The organism is uncultured Nitrospira sp. (genome assembly GCA_902500695.1).
Lineage (GTDB): Bacteria > Nitrospirota > Nitrospiria > Nitrospirales > UBA8639 > Nitrospira_E.
In genome coordinates, this window is sequence record CABVRQ010000015.1 from 51,877 (window position 1) to 72,963 (window position 21,087).

A 21,087-nucleotide genomic window follows, 5' to 3' on the forward strand; every position below is an offset into this window, starting at 1 on the left:
ACTTGTGGATTCGGGCCTTCAGTGTGCGAATTTGGATCAAAATGGGAATCATCGACCGGTGGATGGTGGGACGGGCACCAGACAATGCGACCGTGGAGCGGAGGAACTCAATGCCGGTTGTGGTTCGCCGGGACCGACGACCGCTCTTGAACCCCCTGACAGTGGAAGTAATGTGGCATTCCAACCCTTGTTTGTCTGGGAACCTAAGGCTGGTGCGAACACATATAATGTCAAACTCTCGACCCAACCTCCCCCATTTGAGACAAGCATTGTTGCCGAGGTTTCCGGTATCACCGCGACTCATTGGAAACCAGAGGTGACGTTGCTTTCTAATCAAGTCTATTACTGGCAGGTCAAGTCGTTCAGCCTTTGCGGTGGGACAAAAAAGAGTGAGGTGTTCAGTTTTACGACTTCATAGTTGGGGTGAAATTTTGAGAAGTCAGCATAAAAGTCATACTAAGGCCAGTCTTACGTCTTTCGGCTAACTGAAAGGGTTGAATCACGGACCTTTTTTAACGGGTTTCCATCCCTTGTCATAACCTTCACCCTGAACCGTCTTTGGGGATTTCTCGGTGCATTGGCATTTGCTTTTAGTGGATCCAAAGCGTAGGCGGGGACGAAATGTTACGACTTTAGTGGTCCTGCTCCGGATACCACGTCCAAAGGCGGAGAAACTGTCAATGCGCAGTATTCGGCGATTCATCTCCACCGATTCTAAACGGAGAATGGCTCATCAACTACACCTAACCCAGAAGCTAGAATTGTGAATTCACTTCTTCCCCAGGGGCAAGTGCCATCGTGGGTTGTTTCACAAATAGTGATGCTAAGTGGTGCCACAAAAGCAAGTTCAGCGAGTGACGTTGAAATTTGGCGAAAAGACTGGCCTTAACGATATTCAACTATGGAACGTTGGGGTCCACAGTGAGCAGCGTATTTGGCATGGCTAATGTGCCCAACTGAATGGTCAGAAAATGGGAGAAGCCAAGTTTGATGGTAGGGTTCAGGTTGCTGTGGCCGCAGTTACCTGACTCCCAGGCACTACCCGCATGGGTCCGAGGCACCCTAACATTGGAGGCCGATCCAACCGTTTCCCTTCCTAATAGGTGGATTCAAATATTTTCAGTTGGTCGATGCAGCACATTGCAAATAGATGATGCGTGCATCACGGAATAATGTTTTTTCTTTCCTGTCCAGGTTTGGCTTGCAAGCCAACCTGGACGGGAGTTACCGGGTTGCTCATAAACGGAGGAGAAGTCAATTGAATTGTGTTTTTTTCGCCATGATAGCCACTGCCGCGTTGGTTTTTGGAATGCCTCCATCTCGGTGGGATTCAGCCCTGTTGCCTGGGAGGAGAGTCAAAGGGTTCGAGGAATGACATCATGGCTATTGGAGACCTGACCCGGTGAAGGATGTCATAAGCCGGATTCGTTTGGAAGGCCGAAAAGATAGCAACGATAAATGGAAATATCTGACAAAAGCCACTTTAGAAAGTATTGATTATGCTCCATAGTTGCATGCTGTCGAGGTTCACTGCGTTGAGCCGAAATTTTGCTTTTGGGCACGCTGAAGCTCTAGCTTGGGTTTTATTCCCAGAGAGGGAACGGTTCGTCAATATAGTATGGCTGGAGATGGAGCTGAGAATGCACATATCATGGCAAGACAGTCGGTGTGGCCGTATGGAAAACTGTGAACGCTTTTCGGATCCCGTCGCCTTTACCGTCTTTTGAAGGGAGGATCTTTGGTTAATCCAGGAGAGTCTCAGGGAAGATGTCTGGCTGCATTCGGGTTCATTTCTTGTGAAAAGACTGAGGAGTCGGCATTCACAGATGGGAAAACCCGTGGTACCATTTCTTCGACTGAATTTATTGTGGAAAATTCAGGTTGAATTGGATTATAAGGTAGGGCTTTTCATCGAATAAAATTTTGGCAGAAAAATTTTCAAGCAATCCTCATCTCCGAAATTAAGGCACTTCCATCCCGCGAACGTGTGTTCTCTTTCATGGCCGAGCTGAAAACCGGGAGTCGGGTTTCACTCATCGATTTGTGCAGCGAGCTAATGCTCGCCTCTTTCCCACACTAGTTGTGCTCCTTTCGACGCATCTTCCGAATCCCGTTAAACAACATTTCAGGTATTTTGGTATCCGGACTGGGAATTTTCCACTGTACGCTACCAAAATTCTCAAACGAAAATCCCGTCTGCCATCGGACGGGAAAAGCAGACGCCAGGGATCAGGGGCTCTGGCTTGAGGCACATGAATGTTTCCGGATTCCTCTTAAGATTTTCTGGATATTTAGCCGATGTATTCCATAAATTTGGACTTTAGGCTGGGCGCGATTGATTCCCTTTTAATCACCATTATCACAGGAGTGCAATGTGCCGACCAGTTTTGTCAATTCCGGGTTCGAAAATGAGGGGGTTTCTGTTCTAGCAAGTGCTCCATCGCTTCGACATGTTTTGTCTCAGGCTGATTGCCGCAGTCTGACCCCAAAGCTTGAGCAGTTCCTGGCCGGGCGTCCTGAGACACCGTTTTTAGCCCTTGACCTCGAGCAGGTACGGAACAAGTACCTCGAACTTCAAGGGGAGTTTCCCCAGGCAGCGATTCATTATGCGGTGAAAGCCAATCCCGCCCCGGAAATTATTCAACTGTTAGCGACGCTGGGCTCCCGCTTTGATGTTGCGAGCCGGTATGAACTGGATTTGTGTCTGTCCCTCGGGGTACCGGCCACCTGGCTGTCGTATGGCAACACGGTCAAAAAAGAGGTGGATATTGCTTATGCCTTTGACTGCGGGGTCAGGCTCTTTGCCTTTGACAGTGAAGCCGAACTCGAAAAATTGGGTAGACAGGCACCGGGAGCGGGAGTGCAATGTCGAGTATTGAGCCAAGGGAAAAACGCGGATTGGCCTCTTTCTCGAAAATTCGGCTGTGACTTAGCCATGGCGTATGATTTGCTTCTCAGTAGTCGTGATCTCGGGTTGAACCCCCTGGGAGTGACCTTCCATGTGGGGTCTCAACAAACAGATCCCCAGCAATGGGTCGAGCCCATGCAGCAGGCAGCGGAATTGTACAGCCAATTGAGGAGACAGGATCTTGAGCTGGAATGGATTAATATTGGCGGAGGACTCCCTGCTACCTATCAAACGACCCTTCGGCCATTTTCGCACTACGCCCAAACTATTCAACAGGCTCTACAGCAATCCTTTGGTGTCACACCCCCTCAACTGATGATTGAACCCGGGCGATTTCTGGTGGCGGATGCGGGAGTGATCCAGAGCGAGGTGATCCTCGTGGCTCACAAATCCCGCGAAGATGTTCGGCGGTGGGTGTATCTTGATATCGGCAAGTTTGGCGGTTTGGCTGAAACGATGGATGAATGTATTAAGTACCGCCTACGCACCCTCCGTGAGGGTCCCACGGGTCCGGTGATATTGGCTGGCCCCACTTGCGACAGCGCAGACGTGTTATATGAAAAAACGTCCTATGAATTGCCCCTGGATTTGGCTATTGGTGATCGAATCGAAGTTTTAAGCGCCGGCGCTTATACCAGCAGTTATGCGTCTGTGGGATTTAATGGATTTCCTCCCTTGCGGACCTACTGTCTCTAACGGGGTAGCCTGATCATTGCACAGTGTGCTCGTTTCACTGCTTATCGGAGTGTAGAGGCCGTTGATTTATTTCCCTGGCTTTTCTACAGTATTTTTCTGACTCAGCTAGCCCCGCAGGGTGGGTTCAAAATCCAAGATCTGACAAAACTGGACCACGGCCTTCCTGGTGGACCAGGAAGCTTGCATAGATTTTAGGCAAAAATGAAAGAAAAAATTGTCTTAATCGTTCCTTTTTTAATACAGTAGATAGGGTATTAGGGGTTTTCCCCTGAATAACTAGGAATTTCCCTAGTTGTGCATGAGGTGGGAACTCTTATTTACTCTTTTAAAGAGCGCTGAAATATTGGTGGGAGCACCATCTCTATGATAGGGAAAATGGATAGAAACCAGGGAGGGTTCCATGTCCAGGGAACGTTGGTCCAAGGCTATGTGGGAAGAATTTCTGAGCAGGATTTTTTCAGGGGATCATGTCTCGTTTGTTCCCCATAAAATTTTTCGCTGGGATGAAAATGGAATCTATCGGGATTGCTTTTTCCCTGTTCCCTGTCAACACCTTGTAGGTGGAGAGCATCTGATTGGGCGGACCATCAATGAGATCTTACCTAAAGATTCGGCCAGAAGTTTGAAAAAAGCCCTGACCAAAACACTGAAGACTCAACGACCCCAAGATGTACAATTGGTTTTTCCAACCTTGGGAAAGACGGTTGTTGCGGTCGTCCGGTTATTTCCTTATGAGTCTGAGGCATTGGGCTTCGTTACAGATCATTACTTAGATGGTTGTCCAGTCATTTCGGTTTCCCCTCAGGAGCCCTCCTTGGCCTTTCTCAAAGGCTCCTCGACCTATACCCTGTAATTCGTGTGAGAGAGATTTTCTGAAAATTTCTCCCGATGATCGGGTTGGCAATTGGTGGGAATTTTCTGCGGTTGTCTTGACAGGGCTGGTGCATCTTGTATTCACAAGTCTTGATGCAAAGGGACTTTTCATAGCCTTGGCCAGCATCAGTTGGATGAGCTATGTTGTCTGGCAGGTTCGGCAAGATCCGACGAAGTGGAAGAGTTGGGGGTTTCGCACCGACAATCTTCGAGAAGCTTTTATTTGGCCATCAGTGTTATTTGTCGGGTCGGGGTTAGTCATGGCCTGTTGTCGGCCATTCCCATTGGGGTGATTCTATTTGCTGTGGTTCATTTCCCCGACGTGTGGCTGATGCTGGCCACCGGCCTTATGGCCTGCTTTTTTATTCCGTTCTATATCCGTGACCGGAATCTTTGGCCGTTGGGGATCTATCATGGCTGGCTGGGCAGGTTTTTGTATTTATGGGTTCCTGGCCGTGACCCCTGGGTATCCGTCTTCGGAAAATAACTCGCGACCCACTTGACGAGTTTGATGAGAGCGGAGTAGAAAAAGAGCCACTGTTGACGATGTAAAGGGAGATGTATGGCTATGGAAAATAATCCGCTCGTAATTTCTGATCAGGAACGGTTGCAGCTTTTGTATGAACGGTTTCGGGATGTGTGTTTGGTGGAAAAGGAAGTGTGGACGGAAATCTATATGCCCCGGCAAACGGAGAAGGGCATGGTGCTCACCAATCAACACGAATGCTATGAAGTGATGATTGACGATGAAGCGGTTGAAGATGCGCTGGAGGCCAATATTCCATTAGGAGCAAAGGCCTTGGGTGCAGCGATTCAGGAATATAAAGATCATATTTCGTTTCGAAAAAAATAGTTCGTTCTTTTGACCAAGGTGAATCAAACCCTTATAGCTAGCGCCATGACGATTGCCAGCTCTTCCCCAGCCTTGATAGCAAGGTCCTGCAGGTTGCAACCGGCTTAACCCGGCCCTCATTCGGATTTCTTTAGTTCGAAGAGTGAGAAATATTGAAGCTTTTCCCCTCTGCATTTTCTTGGCAGAGGGGGAAAGCAATGTTGATCACCCTGAAGCGAAGGGCGTTTTTGTGCCTGGGCTCTTTGATAGGGAAAGCGTTGATTACGTTGCCGGAATCGCTTCTTTCACAGGTGCTGCAACTTTTGCTGCAGCAGGAGGCGGTACCTTTTTGGCTTTTTCGGTATCCTGATAGGCTTTGTCTTGCGCCATCCAATCATGTCTGAGTTTTTCAGATATGATTTTTGTGGTTTCTAGCATTTCCGGGATTTTAGTCAGGGTTTTGTCATGGGCTTCCATGGCGAAGCCGATGTGGTTCGAGCTGTATTGATCGAATTGCACGCGAATGATCTCTACGTTCGGAAGAATCTCAGAAAATCGTGCGGTATACGATTTCCCCTTCTCCGTTAAGCTTTTTCCATCTTCTTCGACCAGGGCGACGGTACCGGCCGGTACATCCTTCCCGGTAAATTTATGCAACTGTCCAAAGTCTCCAATGGCATAGCGTGTTATTTCGGTTCCCATGTGACCCATCCCTTGTTATGTGTTGATGAAAATGGCCTCGGACTAGACAAACGGGGTGTGAGTGTATTTGGAGTTGTGGTTCAGCCAAAAACACCATACATTCCGGTATGTCTCGATTGGATTGATTATGAAGGCTCCAGGGCTAGAGAGCAATGGGCCAGGTATTAAAAAAGGTGAGTTGAGCCTCCCGTCAACGGCGTTCGTGTCAGGAGGCAAACAGGGTTAAGAAGATGCCTTTAGGGAGTCACTCGCAGTATGTGGTGATGTCAGACCACTTGGATTGAAACGGGAAAGCTCGATAGGTCGTGGAGACAGGTGGCAGCAAGGACTTCAGGTGTGCCAGCCGGTCTTGGGTCGTCGGATGGGTCGAAATATAGCGGAGGAGGTCGTTTGCAGGTTGCTCTTTTCCAAGTTTGGCAAAAAAGGTGATCATTCCTTCGGGGTTAATTCTCGACCGTTGTAATAATTGGAATCCCTGTTCATCGGCCTGGTCTTCTGCGTCACGGCTGTAGGACAGGGTCTGAAGGGTTTGGGCGGCTTGGAGTGCATAGGCCACCATGCCGCTGGCATCTCCGCTGAGAGCGGCGACGACGAAAGCCATCGACACATGCCGTACGATCAGGTGCATGGTGTGTCGAAGCAGAACGTGTTGAATTTCATGAGCCAGCACTCCCGCGAATTCTTCGGGTGAAGCGGTGTCTTGCAGGAGACCACGAAAGACCAGGATATACCCGCCAGGGGCAGCCATGGCGTTGACGATGGGGCTATCCACGACGGTCACCTGAAATTGATAGGGGAGTTGGTCGATGGAATTGGTCATGGTCGTCAATATTGATTCGACTGCGTGGATCAGTTTCTGATTTTGGCAAACAGATTTCCCGGCTGTGACTTCCTGTTGAACAAATTGTCCCAACTGGATTTCCCAGGAAATCGGAATGGCCGCAGTGATTGGCTGAGCTAATGAGGGAATCCCCCAGGTGAAGATGGCATAGACGATTGGGAGGCTGGTGAGTGCGGCAAGCACCGTCCAGTACACGCGTGTACGTCGCGTGGCGGGATGATGGAAATGTTTGGCGTCCAATCCGCCATGCTCATGAATCGCAAGCAGAATTTTAGGGCTGGGGATGACCAGGGTTTCGCCAACTCCTGTTCCTCGCTCGAATCGTACTTCTTCTCCGGAATAGCGCCCTTGGGTCTGTCGAAGTTCGTGATAGTTCCATGTCGTGGTTGTGTGGGAAGCAAAGTGAAGCCTCAGGCCGACAGCTGTCACCGTAATGGTTACATGCTGTGGAACCACCGATTGTCCGTCATAATAGGACCCTTTCCAGTCCGTGGGGTATGCCATGGGTTGGTTTAGTCTAAGGAAGGCATGAATCGTCAATGCAAGAAGAGGTGAATGCGGGGACGATCAAAACTGCATACGCATAACGGCCAAATTAGCCTAAATCAAAACCAGCGTCAAAATATCCTGCCAGCTCCTCTCCGGTGGGCGAAGCATCCAAGGCTTCCTGTTCGATACGTTGGAAATTCAAGGGTCCTTGAAGGGTGAGATGATAATACAGAAATTGAAGGTTCCGGACCTGAACCCACGGCCAGGCTAATCCAAACGTGAGAATGAGCATGAGGAAGTTCGTAATCCGCAACTCCGTTAAATTCCAGGTAGAGGCAAAAAATTGCAATTGCGCATCTCCAAAATCTGAATGATTCCATTGATACCGTTGTTTAGCCACCTGCAGATAAAACCAGGGAAGCAGCAGCGTGAGCAATCCGGTGATGAACATCGAATTGAAAAAGAGGTCTCGCCAACCATCGGAAGGCCATTGAGCGGGGACAGACAGGGTTTCAGGTCCGGCACTGATCCCGATGAGTGTGACCACAATCAGTATGCTGAAGGCGAGGGCTTTTGCATAGATCCTCAAGAGCCCGCTTCCCGTTCCGGAATAGGTGAATGGGCGATTACCAAAGTAGGTGTGAGCGACGAGGAATTTTCGTCTGCTATTTTCGAAAAACGGATAATAGATGCCGGCAGTCAACACGGTCAGAAGCGACCCCAAGACCCATATTTTCATATATTCCTTCACGTGTCCCCTGAAGGAGAAACGAATCGTTCCCAGGGAGGTTCGACTCAACCGATAGCGTTGCGATCCAACCACAGCGACAGGAATGAAGCACAAGGCCATGGTCGCTGCAAGGGCATTAGGGATCCAGGTCGGAATCTGGTCCCATATCAGGGGAACGAGATTCAGACAAGCATAGGGAAGACCGAAAACCAAAAACGCTTTTGACCAGCCCTTCAATAATTCGTGAGGGGTTCCATGATAGGAAAAGCGAATGTGAGCAAAACTGGTTTGGCTGCACAAAAATTGGCGAATACGCACTCTCCCCCAAAAGGAATACAGGCCAAGAGTCAGTAATGTGAAAAAAGTATTGACAATGAAAATGCCAAAGAGGGTTCGCCCACGCCCCCAAAAAATGGGGTGGTGGATGGGAAACAAATCGGAATCGTCCGACTCGTTGTCTATGTCGGAAGGGGGAATTTCGTGAAGGGCCTCGGTCTGTTTTCTCTGAGCAGAGCCTAAATATGCTAAATCAAAACCATGTTCAGTCGATGGGCCTGTCCAATTAGGGATCAACGGGTCCTGAGATTCTGATGGGGTCAAGGAACGGTCTGTGGCGTTGGAGTTATTCACGGATTCCTGTTTTGGAGAATGACGAGCAGTTCCACATTGCGAACAGGTCCCGCCACCATTTCTGACCGTCCCGCATTTTGTACAGAACAAAGCGGGCGTCAGTTCCATCGTTCAGGCGCCACCTTCTTGATCGTGCTCATCAGTGGTGGTCTCTGGAGATACAGGGTTTCACGTATCTGGTTCTATCGGTCTTATTTGATACAATCCTAAACATCATTTCCCAACTCAATGATCGTGGGGAGTCGAGGAAGGATTCATGCCGAAAAGTATAGTCAAAATGATCATGATCGTCATAAATGTCTTTGGGGTGTTGAGTTGTGCAGGTCTCTCACATCAGACTCCTCAAGGCGAAGTGCGTTCTCTGGAACCCTCTTATCCGCCTCGACACCTTCAAGAACTTGCCGGGAAATGGGAATATGCAGACGAAACCGGGTCCAATACCATTACGTTAGATGAAGAGGGCAAAGGACATTATGAATGGGAGGGCGGCTGGTTTGAAACCCATCAACTAAAGGACGGAGTGTGGAAGGGCATATGGATACAGGCCGGTAACGATCGGGAGGGAGGGTTTGAGTTGAAGTGGTTAGATGATTCGCCGATTGCTCGGGGACGTTGGTGGTACACCCGCATTGGCCAGGATCACAGCCCTCTTGAACCTGGGGGTACCTTTACCATGCAACCAACTTCCTCTCTGTGCATTTCCGTGAAATAATCTCATGTCTTCTCCGTTTTTCTGGAGAAGGCCTAACCTCTCTTAAAATCCATCTTCTGGTTTGGAATGATGTGTCATGGTATGGCATAGAGATTGCTGGATTTATGCATTGGGCCGGTCTGGAAATCTTTATCCCGTATTTCCCTATTGAGGAGCATACTTACATGTCCCAAACCTTTACGTGTAAGACGGTTAGATGTTTTCAGGGTTTTTGTATATTGGGCATTGTTGGGTTCCAGCTTTTCCCAATCCCCGTCTTCCCGGCCGAGCTTGAGAAAAATCGATTTTCTCAGGAAGGTTCTAGCCCTCTTTCAACGACCTTACCGAACGGTGCCTCCCGAACCCACGGAGGGTTGCCGGACAATATTTTTATCGATAGCGATGGGAATATTATTCAACAATTACCACATAGGCAAAAGCAGAAAGTTGGGCAGGTAATTTCAACAATGTCGGCAAAGGCGAGCTCCATTGTCATAATGGGTGGAAACTTGGATGCAACTCAACCGGTGATGAGCCCATTCTCAATTTCCTCACTTTTGGCGGATCCTTTTGGTGCGGGCACTACTCAGTTTTCAACTAGTTTTCAGGTGTTTGATTCGCTTGGGGTTCCTCATGACTTAATGATTACATGGACCAAAATCGCGGGAAATACCTGGCAATATTACGGTCTTGCCAGGGATTCTGAAGTGATGGTCACCACCGGAAACAGTAATCCCAGCACAGAGTATGCATTGGTATTACAAGGCAAGCTTGGATTTAACACGAGTGGATTTTTAGATACGGAGAGTGTTCCCCAATATTTTAATGCCAGTGGTAACGGAGTCGATTTTAATAATGGTTCCGAAAATGGGCAAATGTTGAAAATTGACTTTGGAATGAGTCTCACCACTGATGGTGGTACCGGAGGGGACGGGATGCTGCAGCAAGGATCCCGATCTATTTTGCTCACGTTGACTCAGGATGGGTTTTCTCCTGGCATCCTTTCAGGAATAACGATAACTGAGAGTAGGGACATTCTTGGCTATTATGACAATGGACAGACGAAGGTATTTGGTCAGATGCTTCCAACGCTCACCCAACACCCAGACCCGAAGCCGAACAAGCATGGTCGAGGGGATACGAAACGCACAGAGGAAACTCGTTCACATCCTGCCAGAGGTATTCCCGCTGCGATAAGCGCGGTGCAAAGTGGGGTTTGGACTGTGGGACAATTTGGCACTTGGCATGTCAATGTTGGCAACGACTTTGAGCATCCTGTGCCGGTACAAGATATTTCCCTAACGACCAAGAAGCCGTGGGCTTATACTCAATCCTTTCAATTTCGGCATGATAGCTATTCCGCAGAGGATTTAGTGTTGACCGTTCCACCGGGGAGTCGGCTCTTCATCCATCATGTGTCATTGCAAAGTACTTCTTTGGATCTTTTACCGGACATAAAAGATCCGCAGGTTATTGCCTCCGTGCACACGATGTTGCAAGATTCTCCAGTCATCTATCAATTGGGGCTTTCGGATGTTTTTCGAACCGATAAGGGAGATATTCACCAAGTTCGGCATATCCTGAATAAGCCAGTTGGTTTGTATGCCGATACAAACACCCGCGTTCGTGTGATCGTCGAGCGTAATTATGAAGGGGAACAACAGGAAGGAATTGTGAGCTTAACTGGCTACTTGGAGCATATGCCCTGATATTGCACGAGTGCTACCTACCGCTCTTCTGATAAGAAATACAACAAGAACTAAGGTAGAGGATTGCTGAATGTGCTGGAGAGAAAAGGATACGGTAAAAATTAAACTTAAATAATGCGAGTAAATTTAAGTATTTTTTTAATCCCCATCAATTTGCACCACTCGCTTTTGATTTTCCCGATAGACTCCAGAATAAGCCCGGTTTAGTCCAACACGGGTTTCTTCTCGCTCCCGGCAGGCTGGGGGTGGCGAGGGCTCTTTTCTCTCTCACGAATGTCCGGTGTCTTGAGCAGGACAGCCTCTAAGGCCTCTTCAATCGTTTCCACGAATATGACGGACAATTCAGATCGCACGGCCTCAGGCACATCCTTCAGATCTTTCTCGTTGGCTTTGGGAAGAACAATGCGGCGCAACCCGACCCTGTGTGCCGCCAGAATCTTTTCTTTAATCCCGCCCACAGGCAGGACCAATCCGGTTAACCCAATCTCTCCGGTCATTGCCGTGTCGTTCATAACCGGGATTTTCAGTAAGAGTGAGGCCAGAGCACTGGCCATGGTCACACCGGCAGAGGGCCCATCTTTGGGAATGGCGCCTTCGGGCACATGAATATGCATCCCGCTTTGCTTAAAGACCGCAATATCCAAGCCTAGTGATTCGGCGCGTGACCAGAGATAGCTACGAGCCGCTTGGGCTGATTCCTGCATGACATCGCCAATGTGGCCCGTAATGGTGAGATCGCTCCCACCCGGCAGAAGGGCACTTTCTACGTATAGGACATCGCCGCCGGTTTCTGTCCAGGCCATTCCGGTGGCTACGCCCAGGGGCAATGTTTTTCTGGCTTCTTCAGGCATAAATCGTTCGATGCCTAGCCATTCCGGAAGGTCACTTTGGGTAATCGTGAGAGATTCTTCCGGCTGGTCCGGCGGATGTTCCGCCAGCCTCAATGCGACTTTGCGGGTTAGCCGTCCCAACATCTGTTCCAATTGGCGAACGCCGGCTTCACGGGTATACCGTTTGATGATATGGGGAATCACTTGATCATCTAAGGTCAGAGGTTGGGACTCCAGTCCGGCTTCCCTCAAGCGGCGAGGCCACAAATAGCGATTGGCAATTTCTAGTTTTTCCTGATGACTGTAGCCTCCCAGGCGAATGATCTCCATGCGATCCAAGAGAGGACGGGAGATCGTGTCCAGGGAGTTAGCCGTGGTGATGAACATCACTTTAGAAAGATCAAAGGGCAAATCTAAGTAATTGTCGCGGAAGGTATGATTCTGCTCCGGGTCCAGAATTTCTAACAAGGCTGAGGAGGGATCTCCTCGAAAATCCTGTCCGACCTTATCAACCTCGTCCAGCATCAAGATCGGATTTTTGGCTCCAGCACGCCGGAGAGCTTGAATCAGCCGGCCTGGCATGGCGCCGACATATGTGCGGCGATGCCCACGCAATTCAGCTTCATCATGGAGGCCCCCTAAGCTCAGGCGTTCAAACTTTCTTTCCAGGGCGCGGGCAATGGATTGCCCCAAGCTGGTTTTCCCCACTCCCGGAGGTCCCACCAAACACAGGATGGGAGCCTTCGCAGACGGGTTCAACTTCAACACCGCCAGGTGTTCAAGGATGCGTTCTTTAACATCCTGAATGCCGTAATGATCCTCATCTAATATGGTTCGAACATGAGTCAAATCCAGGTGATCTTCTGTGAGGGTGTTCCAGGGTAATTCCAGAACCAACTCCAAATAGCTGCGAATGACTTGATGATCCGGAGAGGCGGGAGGCAGCTTGACCAGGCGTTTTAGTTCTCTGGTGGCTTCGGTTTTTACGATGTCAGGAAGGTCGGCCTTCTCGATACGGGTTTTTAATTCTCCCACTTCCCCATCTTCGGGTTGGGTCTCCAAGTCTCCGAGTTCTTGTTGAATTTCTTTTAACTGTTGTCGCAGGAAATACTCCCGTTGGGATTTTCCAATTTCCGCCTGGGCCTGACTCGCAATTTCATGGCGAATTTTGAGGATATGGAGTTCATGTGCCAATGCGCCGTATACCTGACGAAGCACTTCCTTGGCATCAGACTGCTCCAGAAGCCCCTGTAATCGTTCCACATTGAGGTTGAGGAGGGACACGAGACGATAGGCCACCGAAAGGGGATTTTTTTCTGCTCGAAGGACCGACACCAATTCCACTACGCCTTGGGTCGTCAATAATTCCGGTAATTGGCCAATGAGTTCCACCAGTTCACGATGCAAGGCTTCCAGTTCCAGGTCGGATTCAAGAGAGAGAGCGAGTTGCCGGGACCGAACGATCATATGGGGTTCGGCTTGTTCCTTCTTGAGTAGGACGACCCGTTCAATCCCCTGTGCGAGAACCTGGAGATGGCCGTCCGGAGTTTTGCCCATTTGCTTGATGACGGCTTTTGTGCCAATGCGATACAGGTCATCGAACCCGGGTTCCTCCTTTTCAGAGTCACGCTGAGTGGCGAACACCAAGGCTTTGTCCTCCGAGTTCATCGCCGCTTCCACGGCCGCGATCGAGCGGGGTCGGCCAATCGTGAAGGGAACAAGGGTATCCGGGAACAAGACTGTTCGTTTGACAGGGACGAGCGGGAGGGAAACGATGAGTGTATTTTCGCCTGCTGGGGGAGTATCCATTTTTGTCGTTACCGTTTTTTAGGAATATCGCAACATTATACTTGTTCTCCCCAAGAAGATATGCATCTTTTCCGTTGAGTCAAATTGATTGGCACAATCTACCGGTTGTGCCATGCCGGATGGAGTCAAAAGGGTATTCATGAGCGAAATCGAAAACCTGCACCTGTGTTGGTGATCCACTCTCGGACTCATCATGCGAGGCGGAATCTCCATACGGTCCATCCGAACATCTCAGTGCATCACGAGTATTGATGACTGCGATGAATCAGGATGGGCTGTGTAAGATATACGAATTTTCAACCGTTCCCGAAAAAATTGCAATTGATCCAGATTCCTTGACAGGTTTCTGGCGAGATCTTAACATGGTAAGTGAACACTTACTATATTGGAAGGTGAAGATGCCGTTAGCTCAGAAACGAATATCCGGTCCGGTGCGGAAGGCCAAAATCATTCAGTCGGCGGCCTCCCTATTTGCCAAAAAAGGGTTTAGCGGGACCAAGACCCGGGAGATTGCCGACAGGGCAGGTGTCAGCGAAGCCCTTATTTTTAAACATTTTCCCAGTAAAGAGGATTTGTATGCGGCCATTCTTGCGGAGGAATCTCCCGTGCCGGGATTACTCTCAAAAGTAAAAAGTCTCGCTGGGCAGCAAAAGGATGTTGAGGTGTTTTCCGTGATTGCCCGGACGGTGGTCGGAGGGGCTCCGGATTCCGATCTGATGCGGCTGATTTTGTTTAGCGCCCTCGAAAGCCATGAGATGTCGGATATGTTTTTCCACAATCACATACGGGTATTTTACGATTTTTTGGCCGGGTATATTCAACAGCGCATAGACGATGGCGCCTTTCAGCCTGTTCAGTCCCTCATCGCGGCACGCGCCTTTATGGGCATGCTGATTTATCATCGGTTGTTGACGGTCTTATTTCATGCCCAACTCCCTCAGACAGCTGAAGACATTTCCCGAACCTTTGTGAACATCATGATGAACGGACTCAAAATTCCTTCACCGGAAGGAGCCGCCCGCATGTCAGATCAAATAAAAAAACCCCGGAAGCGGACGGCACGGAAGGCATGAATTACGTTGCACTGAAAATGTTGTTTGGCGATCGACCCAAATACCTCATGTTGCTGGCAGGGCTCACGTTTTCCACGATGCTCATTGTTCAGCAGGGATCCATTTTCTGGGGGTTGATGACCTGGTCGCAATCGGGCATCACCAATGTGAATGCCCCTGTGTGGGTCACCGATTCCAATATCAACCAAGTCGAAGAGATTAAACCGCTGGCCGATACGACGGTGAATGTGGTTCGAAGTGTTTCTGGTGTGGAGTGGGCGGTGCCTCTCTACAAGGGTGTCCAGCGTGCGAGGCTGCGAGATGGGAATTATGAACAAATTGCTTTGGTCGGAATTGAATCCAGTACCTTGATCGGTCGACCCGGTAAAGTATTGGATGGCAACATTGAGGAGTTGCGGTCTCCTGACGCGGTCGCGATCGATCAATTAGGGGTGGAACGATTAGGTGGGCCCGAGAATATTCATCTCGGCACCACGTTTGAAATCAATGATCACCGTGTCAGGGTCGTGGCAATCGTGCAGACCCAAAAAAGTTTTCAAAACTTTCCCTTCGTTTACACCACCTACGAGCGAGCCTTGAGTGTGACACCCGAAGAACGGCGGAAATTGTCGTATGTGCTTGCCAGTCCGGTGAGTGGAGTCGGTCCCGAAGAATTAGCCAGGCGAATTCATGAGCAAACCGGGTTGGGAGCATTTACCGCAGACCAGTTTGGATGGAAAACCATTCGATGGATTCTACAAAACACCGGTATTGGCGTGAATTTTGGCACCACCGTCTTATTAGGGTTTATTGTGGGAATGGCGATTTCCGGACAAACCTTTTATTTGTTTACGGTCGAGAATTTGCCGCAGTTTGGCGCGCTCAAAGCGATTGGAGCCAGCACGGGTATGCTGGCGCGCATGATCCTTCTGCAAAGTTTTACCGTCGGAACGATCGGGTATGGAGTGGGCGTGGGATTAGCCACGGTGTTTGGATTGACGGCAGGCAGCGGGGGACGATTGCCCTTTAAAGAAACATGGCTGCTCCTCGTGGGAGTGGCGTTTGCCCTCTTGTTAATCTGTAGTATTTCGAGCGCGATTAGTATTCGAAAGTTAGCCAAACTTGAACCGGCGATTGTGTTTCGGGGGTAGCGCCGTGAGCCGGAACCCGCCCTCGACACTCAACCATGAATCGGCTCACTGGTTGGTGCAGGCCAGGGGCGTGGTGAAATCGTTTGGGGAAGGAGAGACTCGGATCCCTGTCCTAAAGGGAGTTGATTTAAATGTCGCCCGAGGGGAAGTCCTGTTGCTGGTGGGTCCTTCGGGTAGCGGGAAAACGACTCTCTTGTCGGTGATTGCAGGTATTTTAGAAAGTGATGAGGGAGAGGTGAGAATTTTAGGAGAATCCATTCTGGAAATGTCTGCGTCTGAAAAAACGAAATTTCGCTTGGATCATCTCGGATTTATTTTTCAGCAATATCATCTATTACCAACCCTCACGGCCATCGAAAATGCGGCCGTCCCGTTATTGATTCGCGGGGTAGCCAAACACGATGCCCTGGCTCAAGCGGAGAAGATTCTTGGGAGCATGGGCATGGGAGCGCGCTTGGCGGCATTGCCAACCAGACTTTCGGGTGGAGAGCAGCAGCGGGTGGCGATTGCCCGAGCCTTGGTGAGTGATCCCCAGTTATTGCTGTGTGACGAACCGACGGCGAACCTGGATGGAGAAACGGGACACCGCATTGTCCAGCAATTACATGATATCGGGAAACAGCATGATCGGGGGGTGATTATTGTGACGCACGATACCCGAATTTTTGAATTTGGCGATCGCATTGTCCATATGGAAGATGGACGAGTGGATCAGATCCAAGAAGGGCAGGAGACACCCGTTTAAATGGTACTGCGGCGTTTGAGCTTTTGGATAGCATTGGCAGGCATCCTTTTGACGATTGCGACCTTGTGGGGAGCTAATAAGAAAGTGGCTCCACCTCCACCGATGGAAACTCCTCCTCAGAATCCGTATCCAGTCACGGTGGCTGCGGCAGGCATTATTGAAGCGGTGAACGAAAACGTCCGGATCGCCCCTCCGGTCCAGGGTCTCGTGACCAAGGTGTATGTCACGGTGGCGGATCATGTTGAGCAGGGAGATCCCTTGTTTCTGCTGGATGATCGAGAGTTGCGTGCGCAATTGCAAACCAAAACCGATTCGCTCCCGTCCGCGGCGGCGCAGATCGCCGAGCAGGAAATCCGGCTTCGGGATGTCCATGACCAGTTGAAGCGGCTTCAGTCGGTTACAGATCGTCGGGCGGTCAGTGAAGATGATGTGAAACGAAAATGGCATGAGACGGAAGGAGCCAAGCGGGCCTTGATTCGGGCAAGGGCTGATCTCCATTTGGCCCGAACGGAACGCGATGAAGTGCAAGCGTTGTTAAATCGTCTCACCGTTCGGGCACCACGTGCGGCGACGATTCTTCAGGTCAACGTTCGGGCTGGTGAATATGCCACGGTGAATCCCATAGAGCCGCTCATCTTATTGGGGGATACGGAGACCTTACAGGTGCGGGCCGATATTGATGAGGTCAACGCGCCATTGGTGGTGCCGGGAAGTCCGGCCGTGGCCTACCTTAAAGGGTTTACGGATAAGGCGATTTCTCTCACCTTTGCTCGGCTTGAGCCTTACATTGTGCCCAAACGTTCACTGACTGGGGACAATCGCGAGCGGGTCGACACCAGGGTGCTCCAGGTGATTTATGGATTTGAAAGGCCTTCTTTCCCGGTCTATGTTGGCCAACAAGTCGATGTCTATATCGAGCGTTCTGCTGACCAAGTTCCAGGACAGGACCAAAGCCAATCGGAGAAAGGGGCTCAGCAATCTGATGCCTCTCGTCCGTTGTCAAAGGCAAATGAGACTCAATAAGGGAAACGCATGATCGCCAAGAAACATGTACCCATGATGCTCATGATCCTTTGTCTGCCGGGATGTCTGGTGGGGCCGGACTATCAACAGCCGGATCTCAATGTCCCGGAAGACTGGAACAGCATGACCCTGGAAGGCTCATCCTCTCAGCTTCCCATCGCCGTCGGGCAAGTGCCGGAGGCCGAATGGTGGCGAATGTTTGCCAACGATGAATTGAATGGATTGATTGAGCAGGCCTTGGATCGTAACCACGATCTGCGACAAGCTGCGTTTCGGGTATTGGAGGCGCGTGCAATTGCCTATGGGTCAGGAGCCGGGCTCTATCCCAATGTGACGTTGAATGGATCCTATAGCCGAATTCGTCGATCGGAAAGTATTTTGGTGGGTCCGACAGGAGGGGCTCCTGAAGGGTTCGCGCCGCCCGGAGCCAATTTTGATATTTGGCGTGCGGACATCGATCTTCGATGGGAATTGGATTTATGGGGTCGTATTCGACGGGGGAAAGAGGCCTTTTCCGCAGAAGCGTTGGGGAGCGAGATGAATCGCCGCGGTCTGTTGTTGAGCCTGGTCGGTGAGGTGGGACAATCCTATTTTCGGCTTCGTGAACTCGACGAACAAGTGGAAATTGCGGAACGGAACTTGGCGATTCAACAAGACTCACTGTCGATCATCCGGAGCCGCGCGCAGGCCGGTCTGGTATCGGACCTGGATGTGAAACGAGAGGAAACTCTTGTGGCTCAAACGGCCTCGCAAATTCCTGAACTCCGTCGTCAGCGGGCCGTGCAACTGCATCAACTTGAAGTGTTGACGGGAGCAAATTCGGGTACATTGATGTTGTCTGCAAAGCCCTTACGGTCCGTGATGGTGCAACCCACGATCCCTGTTGGTCTGCCTTCAGATCTGTTGCAACGGCGCCCGGATATTTTGGAAAAGGAAGAAACCTTAAAAGCCGCCAATGCCAGGATTGGAGAGGCGCGCGCCTACTTTTTCCCCAGCGTGGCCATCACCGGAACCGGAGGTTTTCTCACCAGCGAATTCGATCAATGGTTCAAATGGGGCAGCCGCAACATGGCGATCGGTCCCTCGGTCACCCTTCCTATCTTTGAAGGCTATACCAATTTGGCGAGATTAGAAGTGGCGGAAAACCGGTATCAGCAAATGTTGGAGGACTACCACCAAACCATTCTAAATGCATTCAGGGAAGTGGCCGACGTGCTGGTCGCCCTGCAAACGCGCAAAGAACAACTGGCCAGTCAACACCAACATGTGGCAGCCGCCCGGGAATCGCTGGAGCTAGCAGACATCCGGTATCGCAAGGGATTGGTCAGCTATATCGACGTCATAGATGCTCAGCGCATCGTGCTGGATGCGGAATTGGGAGTGGTCCAAACCGAACGCGCACGTCTCACGGCTATGGTGGATTTGTTCAAAGCCGTCGGCGGGGGTTGGCAGAATGAACAATTGGCTCACCTGAAGCCACAGTAGTGGATCCGGATGAGCATCTCCCGCCAAGTATTCCTAAAGGGGTTAGTTCAACCCGTCATCCCCATTTTCGATACCCGATCCTTTGGGTCTTTTTCCTTGTCACACTTGTCCTTTTGCCATGCTGAGCTGAAAGCGAAGCATCTCGCCTAGTGGGGGTAGGTGGTTTGGGCACAGGGCCTTCGTTTCCCTCAGGATTACAATCTGGGTGCTAGGGTATTTTCCAATTGCTGTCAATCCGGCAGTCGTAATTCGGAATCTCTTCTGTATTTCCCTGTCCTTTAAGTGTCGGATCCTAAGCCCTTTTCTTTCCTTAAATAGTTTGCCTGATCGTTTCCTTGGTAAGGGTTCAGGCGAACAGGCGGACAGTCGCACAAATCCATTCCCTCCTGATCCAACCTGTGCCACCTTAACTCTTCCTTCAATAAACTGCATGTCTCCGATGGCTCAAGGGCCTATCCGTATTTCGCTTGGGTTGCAGGGTGAAGGTAGGAATTATTCGACGGATTTGCTGTAATGGGCTTCCGTTTTCTTTTGTTGGGCAAACGAATGCAACACAATTTAATGATCGGTATGGCGTCGATATTTTGAAGTGCTTGTTCTGTCGGGGAGAATTGGTGCGCATGTCAACAACATTGTGTGAGGAATAAACAATGAAACGTCTTCGTGTTCATGGACAACGTGAGCCCCTCGACCTGAAATCCGCAACTCCCGATTTTCCTGCCAATCTGAAGGACCTGGTCACTCTTAAACACAGTGCCAGGGTCCAACGGGCTCGCGCGGGCCAACCACCTCTGGAAATCGACGATCTGAATCCTGACGACCTGATTCAGCTAGAACTGGACCAGGGGTTGAAATTGTGGGTCCGTGTGGATGATCTGGAAAAGGATTTTGGATTGACTCCCAGCCGTGGGCCTGCCGGTGACATGGTCGAACTTCCCCTTGCGTTGCCTATCGGTGCCGCAAGTCGGGGCATCGTCGGCAATTGGGTCATTAAAGGGTTCAAAGTGTTTGGCCTGGACCCTGTCGGCGCGACCACAGATTTGATTAAGGACAAGGTCGAGGGTGTGATGAAGCCTGGTCCCGGCCTCTATCGTTGGGAAGGAAAAGAGTCGTCTGACTACACACGGATCAAATCCCTGGAAAAGGAAAGGACGGATACACCGTGGCTGGTCTTCATTCACGGAACCGCATCGTCGACCGAAGGCAGTTTCGGTGGACTATGGGAGGGAGGCGCCAATGCACGCATGGTGCAACTCCTTGCTCATTACTCCAAGCGGGTGCTGGCATTTCAACATCGAACCCTTTCTCACAATCCAATTCAAAACGCGTTGGACCTTGCCGGGTATTTTCCCGAAGGGGCTCGTCTGCACCTCGTCTCGCATTCTCGTGGCGGACTTGTGGGGGAATTGCTTTGTCGCAGCATCATGGAGGGCCGATTTCCCTTTGATCAGGATGATTTCCAGGTCTTTGCGCAACCGGATCGGAAGGACGATCTGAAGCAGTTGGAGCAACTTGGCGCCCTGCTCCAACGAAAGCAATTGGTCATCGAACGGTTTGTGCGGGTTGGGTGTCCAGCCCGCGGAACCACGTTGGCCAGTGGCCGTTTGGATCGGTACCTCTCGATTATCCTGAACGTGGTTGGGGCGATCCCTGGACTGAAGGGCAACCCGGTGCTTGAAGGACTCTCTGCGTTCATGCTGGCCGTGGTGAAAAACCGGACAAAACCGGAAGAGTTGCCCGGGCTTGAAGCGCAGATGCCCGATTCGCCATTGGTTCGCATCCTCAATCGACCGGGAGTGCGGTCGATGGCGGACCTGCATATTTTAGGCGGGGATCTGGCCGGAGAAGGGGTGCTGGGGCGACTCAAAACCTTCGTGACGGATTTATTCTA

Annotated in this window: 17 protein-coding genes; 13 read left to right on the forward strand and 4 right to left on the reverse strand. The window is 50.5% G+C overall.

Features of this window, described 5'->3' with window-relative positions; genetic code table 11:
- The 5 genes from AAH187_RS06035 to AAH187_RS06055 all read left to right on the forward strand — a co-directional run.
- Nucleotides 1-418, forward strand: a 418-nt coding sequence (locus tag AAH187_RS06035; protein ID WP_342347538.1) for a hypothetical protein, incomplete at its 5' end; no start/stop codon positions are given.
- A gap of 1,956 nt (nucleotides 419-2,374) precedes the next feature.
- Nucleotides 2,375-3,604, forward strand: a complete 1,230-nt coding sequence (locus tag AAH187_RS06040; RefSeq protein ID WP_342347539.1) for a type III PLP-dependent enzyme — start codon at nucleotides 2,375-2,377, stop codon at nucleotides 3,602-3,604.
- Between the two features lie 400 nt (nucleotides 3,605-4,004).
- Complete coding sequence (locus AAH187_RS06045) at nucleotides 4,005-4,457, forward strand: PAS domain-containing protein (protein ID WP_342347540.1); 453 nt, start codon at nucleotides 4,005-4,007, stop codon at nucleotides 4,455-4,457.
- A gap of 243 nt (nucleotides 4,458-4,700) precedes the next feature.
- Nucleotides 4,701-4,964, forward strand: coding sequence for a CPBP family glutamic-type intramembrane protease (locus tag AAH187_RS06050; RefSeq protein WP_342347541.1), 264 nt, complete (start codon nucleotides 4,701-4,703; stop codon nucleotides 4,962-4,964).
- 75 nt (nucleotides 4,965-5,039) lie between these two features.
- A complete protein-coding gene (locus tag AAH187_RS06055; RefSeq protein WP_342347542.1) occupies nucleotides 5,040-5,330 on the forward strand; it encodes a hypothetical protein in 291 nt (96 codons plus the stop codon).
- Nucleotides 5,331-5,591: 261 nt separating this feature from the next.
- Here the strand turns inward: AAH187_RS06055 and AAH187_RS06060 are convergent, their stop codons facing one another.
- The 3 genes from AAH187_RS06060 to AAH187_RS06070 all read right to left on the reverse strand — a co-directional run bounded on the left by AAH187_RS06060 (nucleotide 5,592) and on the right by AAH187_RS06070 (nucleotide 8,809).
- The gene (locus AAH187_RS06060) at nucleotides 5,592-6,011 is read right to left on the reverse strand and encodes a hypothetical protein (protein ID WP_342347543.1); all 420 of its coding nucleotides are present in this window, start codon (nucleotides 6,009-6,011) and stop codon (nucleotides 5,592-5,594) included.
- A 244-nt stretch (nucleotides 6,012-6,255) separates the two neighbouring features.
- Nucleotides 6,256-7,356 (reverse strand): M48 family metallopeptidase, encoded by a 1,101-nt coding sequence (locus AAH187_RS06065; protein ID WP_342347544.1) that lies wholly within the window; start codon nucleotides 7,354-7,356, stop codon nucleotides 6,256-6,258.
- A 91-nt stretch (nucleotides 7,357-7,447) separates the two neighbouring features.
- Nucleotides 7,448-8,809, reverse strand: coding sequence for a YjgN family protein (locus tag AAH187_RS06070; protein ID WP_342347545.1), 1,362 nt, complete (start codon nucleotides 8,807-8,809; stop codon nucleotides 7,448-7,450).
- 148 nt (nucleotides 8,810-8,957) lie between these two features.
- Between AAH187_RS06070 and AAH187_RS06075 the strand changes: the two genes are divergently transcribed.
- Nucleotides 8,958-9,413 carry a hypothetical protein gene (locus AAH187_RS06075; protein WP_342347546.1) on the forward strand — a complete coding sequence of 152 codons (456 nt, stop codon included), beginning with the start codon at nucleotides 8,958-8,960 and terminating at the stop codon, nucleotides 9,411-9,413.
- 509 nt (nucleotides 9,414-9,922) lie between these two features.
- The gene (locus tag AAH187_RS06080; RefSeq protein WP_342347547.1) at nucleotides 9,923-11,101 is read left to right on the forward strand and encodes a flagellar basal body FlgE domain-containing protein; all 1,179 of its coding nucleotides are present in this window, start codon (nucleotides 9,923-9,925) and stop codon (nucleotides 11,099-11,101) included.
- A 203-nt stretch (nucleotides 11,102-11,304) separates the two neighbouring features.
- Here the strand turns inward: AAH187_RS06080 and lon are convergent, their stop codons facing one another.
- Entirely contained in the window at nucleotides 11,305-13,740 is a 2,436-nt protein-coding gene (lon, locus tag AAH187_RS06085; RefSeq protein WP_342347548.1) for an endopeptidase La, read from the reverse strand.
- A 398-nt stretch (nucleotides 13,741-14,138) separates the two neighbouring features.
- Here lon and AAH187_RS06090 point away from each other — a divergent pair, with 398 nt between their 5' ends.
- The 6 genes from AAH187_RS06090 to AAH187_RS06115 form a co-directional block, all read left to right on the forward strand.
- On the forward strand, nucleotides 14,139-14,813 hold the full coding sequence (locus AAH187_RS06090) for a TetR/AcrR family transcriptional regulator (protein WP_342347549.1): 675 nt from the start codon (nucleotides 14,139-14,141) through the stop codon (nucleotides 14,811-14,813).
- Nucleotides 14,810-15,943, forward strand: a complete 1,134-nt coding sequence (locus AAH187_RS06095; RefSeq protein WP_342347550.1) for an ABC transporter permease — start codon at nucleotides 14,810-14,812, stop codon at nucleotides 15,941-15,943. The genes AAH187_RS06090 and AAH187_RS06095 overlap by 4 nt, the downstream gene beginning before the upstream one ends.
- A 4-nt stretch (nucleotides 15,944-15,947) precedes the next feature.
- Complete coding sequence (locus AAH187_RS06100; RefSeq protein ID WP_342347551.1) at nucleotides 15,948-16,688, forward strand: ABC transporter ATP-binding protein; 741 nt, start codon at nucleotides 15,948-15,950, stop codon at nucleotides 16,686-16,688.
- Complete coding sequence (locus tag AAH187_RS06105; protein WP_342347552.1) at nucleotides 16,689-17,711, forward strand: biotin/lipoyl-binding protein; 1,023 nt, start codon at nucleotides 16,689-16,691, stop codon at nucleotides 17,709-17,711.
- Nucleotides 17,712-17,720: 9 nt separating this feature from the next.
- Nucleotides 17,721-19,196, forward strand: a complete 1,476-nt coding sequence (locus AAH187_RS06110) for an efflux transporter outer membrane subunit (protein ID WP_342347553.1) — start codon at nucleotides 17,721-17,723, stop codon at nucleotides 19,194-19,196.
- Between the two features lie 650 nt (nucleotides 19,197-19,846).
- The coding region (locus tag AAH187_RS06115) for a hypothetical protein (protein ID WP_342347554.1) at nucleotides 19,847-21,087 on the forward strand (1,241 nt) is incomplete at its 3' end.

Excerpts from the sequence above, each read along its gene's own strand:
- AAH187_RS06095 (WP_342347550.1), top strand. The coding sequence starts at position 14,810 with ATGAATTACGTTGCACTGAAAATGTTGTTTGGCGATCGACCCAAATAC.
- AAH187_RS06060 (WP_342347543.1), bottom strand. The coding sequence starts at position 6,011 with ATGGGAACCGAAATAACACGCTATGCCATTGGAGACTTTGGACAGTTG.
- AAH187_RS06055 (WP_342347542.1), top strand. The coding sequence starts at position 5,040 with ATGGCTATGGAAAATAATCCGCTCGTAATTTCTGATCAGGAACGGTTG.
- AAH187_RS06075 (WP_342347546.1), top strand. The coding sequence starts at position 8,958 with ATGCCGAAAAGTATAGTCAAAATGATCATGATCGTCATAAATGTCTTT.
- AAH187_RS06105 (WP_342347552.1), top strand. The coding sequence starts at position 16,689 with ATGGTACTGCGGCGTTTGAGCTTTTGGATAGCATTGGCAGGCATCCTT.
- lon (WP_342347548.1), bottom strand. The coding sequence starts at position 13,740 with ATGGATACTCCCCCAGCAGGCGAAAATACACTCATCGTTTCCCTCCCG.
- AAH187_RS06065 (WP_342347544.1), bottom strand. The coding sequence starts at position 7,356 with ATGGCATACCCCACGGACTGGAAAGGGTCCTATTATGACGGACAATCG.
- AAH187_RS06070 (WP_342347545.1), bottom strand. The coding sequence starts at position 8,809 with ATGGAACTGACGCCCGCTTTGTTCTGTACAAAATGCGGGACGGTCAGA.
- AAH187_RS06080 (WP_342347547.1), top strand. The coding sequence starts at position 9,923 with ATGAGCCCATTCTCAATTTCCTCACTTTTGGCGGATCCTTTTGGTGCG.
- AAH187_RS06110 (WP_342347553.1), top strand. The coding sequence starts at position 17,721 with ATGATCGCCAAGAAACATGTACCCATGATGCTCATGATCCTTTGTCTG.
- AAH187_RS06090 (WP_342347549.1), top strand. The coding sequence starts at position 14,139 with ATGCCGTTAGCTCAGAAACGAATATCCGGTCCGGTGCGGAAGGCCAAA.
- AAH187_RS06045 (WP_342347540.1), top strand. The coding sequence starts at position 4,005 with ATGTCCAGGGAACGTTGGTCCAAGGCTATGTGGGAAGAATTTCTGAGC.